Genomic DNA, 2814 nt, shown 5'->3' on the forward strand with positions numbered 1-2814 from the left:
AGCAGCAGCGGGTGGCGATTGCTCGTGCCATTGTCAACCGACCCCAACTGTTGCTGGCTGATGAGCCGACTGGGGCTCTGGATAGCCATACCGGCCAGGAAGTGCTGAACCTTTTTGCGGAGCTCCACCGGCAGGGCATCACCCTGGTCGTGGTCACCCATGACCTTGAAGTAGCCCAGGCCGCCCAGCGCATTATCCGGGTTGGGGATGGCCGTTTGCTGGATTGAGGAAGACAGGGATCCGCCTGGGGGCAGTTGGGCGGTTCCCAGTTGCAGTGAACTTGCCTGCTGGATGGATCCCCAGCTTCCCTCTCCCTTTGGGTGAAGGTCAAAGGGAATGTCTCAAACGACCCTATCTAGGACGGCCCGGCTTAGGCTACTCTAAACGCAACTGAGGGCTTGGGAAAAGGATCCATCGATGAAACTGATCGAAGATATCATCCGATTTTTGGAAACCCGCCTGGAGGAATTTCTCAGGGCCCACCCCGAGATCGAGCTGCAAGCCCTCGATGAGCAGTTGCGCCAGCAGGAATCGGATACCCTGCAGCTGTTGCAGGAAAGCCGCGTCCAAGAGGAGGCTCTCCAAAAAAGCATTCTCAACTTAGCCGAGGAGATTAAAACCTGGCACTTTCGCATTGAGAAGGCGCAGCGGGCCAATCGTCCCGATCTGGCCGAAGGAGCGCGACGCCGGGAGGCTGAGCTGTTGGAGAGGGGCAGCCAGCTATGGGGTCAAATGAAAGCCCAAAAGGAGAAAATCCAACAAATGGAAGCCCTGCTGCCGCAGATTCGCCAGCGCCGCCAAGAAGTGAAGGCTAAGCTGCAGGAGGTAAGAGCCGCGCAAGCCAAAGGCATCGACAACCCGGACCGGAATTTCAGCCCTTGGGGAAAACCTTTCGAGGCTTGGGATGAATTGGAAGAGCAATTTCGTCAGCTAGAGGTGGAAAACGAATTGAATGACACGAAGAGGAAGGTGCGGGAACAGCAGCGGCGGTAACAGCCTGACCCAAAATCTTGTTAGTTTGCTAATGTTGAATCCAGTCGCAACAGCCAAAATCGAGCTGGGCGGAACTTGTGATCTAAGCCCTTGGTCTCAAGAGCCATAGCCACATCATTTCCAGAACTTTCTCTGGCACCGACCGGGAAGAAAAGTCTCTCCTCTCCCCCAAGAGTGATACGCTATTGGGCATGAATGAGTTGTATCTGAATCACCCCACATTTGGTCTGCTCTACAGCCTGTGTCAGGTCGACGAAAATCAGGCTCTCTTCACCACGCTCTACGCCCAAAGGCTCTTTTTTCGGGTTTACTTCAGGCCCCCGGATAACAGCGGGGATCCTGCTGCCATGGAGGAGTTGGTCTTCGATCCGATTAGCCGTAATGAGGCTCGCCAGCTCATCGAAGAGCAAATGCGCCTGCTGCGCCGTGCTGCCCGCCAAGATGAGCTAGAACAATTGCAGTTGATCTACAAGCAAACCTTTTCCTGAAAGAGGGTTTTCTGAAGGTCTTGCAGGGCTCAGGACGAGGGTTTTGTTCCTCAGATAAGATAGCCACCTAAAACTGAGACAGAAAGCGCAGGTCGCTGGTATAAAACAGGCGGATATCCTGAATGCCGTGGAGGAGCATGGCCATCCGCTCAATGCCGATCCCTGCCGCAAATCCGGTGTAGCGCTCCGGGTCGTAGCCCACCGCTTGAAATACATTGGGATCCACCATGCCGCAGCCGAAGATTTCCAGCCATTTCGAGCCAAAGCGCACGTCCATCTCAGCAGAAGGCTCGGTAAAGGGAAAATAGCTGGGCCGAAAGCGGGTTTCTCGCTTGCCCAATAGGCGGGTGATGAAAGTGTTGAGGGTGCCCTTCAGGTCGGAAAAGGTGAGGTTCTCGCCCACCGCCAAAATTTCCATCTGGTGAAACACAGCGGAGTGGGTGGCATCCACGGTATCGCGGCGCATCACCCGACCGGCATGCACAATGCGCAGCGGCGGCTGGTGTTGCTCCATGTAGCGCACCTGCACCGAGGAGGTTTGGGTACGCATCAGGTAGCCATTGGCCAGGTAGAGGGTATCCTGCATATCCCGCGCCGGATGGTCGGCAGGGGTGTTGAGGGCCTCGAAGTTGTAGTACTCCGTCTCGAGCTCAGGCCCATGCACCACGGTGTAGCCCATTCCCACAAAGATATCGAGCATGCGGTCGATGGTGGCCTGCAGCGGATGGATCCGCCCCAGAGGCCGACGGGGCCCGGGCATAGTGACATCCAGGCGCTCTGCTTCTAGGCGGGCCAGCAGTTGAGCTTCACCAAGGGCCTGTTTGCGCTGCTCCAGACTGGATTGGAGGGCCTCTTTAAAGGTGTTGGCCAAAGCGCCAATGGCAGGCCGTTCTTCTGGGGGCAGCTTCCCCATTCCCCCCAAGATTTTGGAGAGCTTACCTTTCTTGCCCAGGTAGTCGATGCGGATCTGTTCCAGAGCCTCCAGATCGGCAGCTTGTTCCACTTGGGCGAGGGCCTCGCTTTGCAGGGTGAGAAGCTGTTGGCGAAGCGTGTCTTTTTCGTCTTGCATGGGGCCGATTCCAAGGGCAGAAGGGATCCCTGGGGTTGTGAGGAGTCCCTACAAAGGTATCACAGGAGGGAGCTCGGTCGCGCCTTTGCATCCGATGGGGTTGGTCGGCAGCAGGGGGAACCCTTTTGGGGAACTAGCTCTGAGGCGCCGAATCTGGCAGCAGACACCCCAGAGCGTCACACCCCGCCGGCCCCTCTGCTGCCAAGGTAAAGTTGCGGTCGTAGCGGGCCAGGGCCGCGAAGAAGTTATCTGTCCGCCGTCTCT

General features: G+C 57.1%; 4 protein-coding genes. 3 read left to right on the forward strand and 1 reads right to left on the reverse strand.

The features are described from left to right. The 3 genes from NW819_RS12890 to NW819_RS12900 all read left to right on the forward strand — a co-directional run. Positions 1-227, forward strand: a 227-nt coding sequence (locus tag NW819_RS12890) for an ATP-binding cassette domain-containing protein (protein ID WP_414413985.1), incomplete at its 5' end; no start/stop codon positions are given. A gap of 190 nt (positions 228-417) precedes the next feature. Further along, the gene (locus tag NW819_RS12895; RefSeq protein ID WP_414329872.1) at positions 418-993 is read left to right on the forward strand and encodes a TIGR04376 family protein; all 576 of its coding nucleotides are present in this window, start codon (positions 418-420) and stop codon (positions 991-993) included. A 191-nt stretch (positions 994-1184) separates the two neighbouring features. Further along, positions 1185-1481, forward strand: a complete 297-nt coding sequence (locus NW819_RS12900) for a PipX family protein (RefSeq protein ID WP_011432377.1) — start codon at positions 1185-1187, stop codon at positions 1479-1481. A 67-nt stretch (positions 1482-1548) separates the two neighbouring features. On the opposite strand, the gene pheS is transcribed toward NW819_RS12900, so the two are convergent. Further along, complete coding sequence (gene pheS / locus NW819_RS12905; protein ID WP_414413986.1) at positions 1549-2550, reverse strand: phenylalanine--tRNA ligase subunit alpha; 1002 nt, start codon at positions 2548-2550, stop codon at positions 1549-1551. Between the last annotated feature and the right edge of the window lie 264 nt (positions 2551-2814).

The sequence above is a fragment of the Synechococcus sp. R8-2 genome, assembly GCF_047461715.1.
Classification (GTDB): domain Bacteria; phylum Cyanobacteriota; class Cyanobacteriia; order Thermostichales; family Thermostichaceae; genus Thermostichus.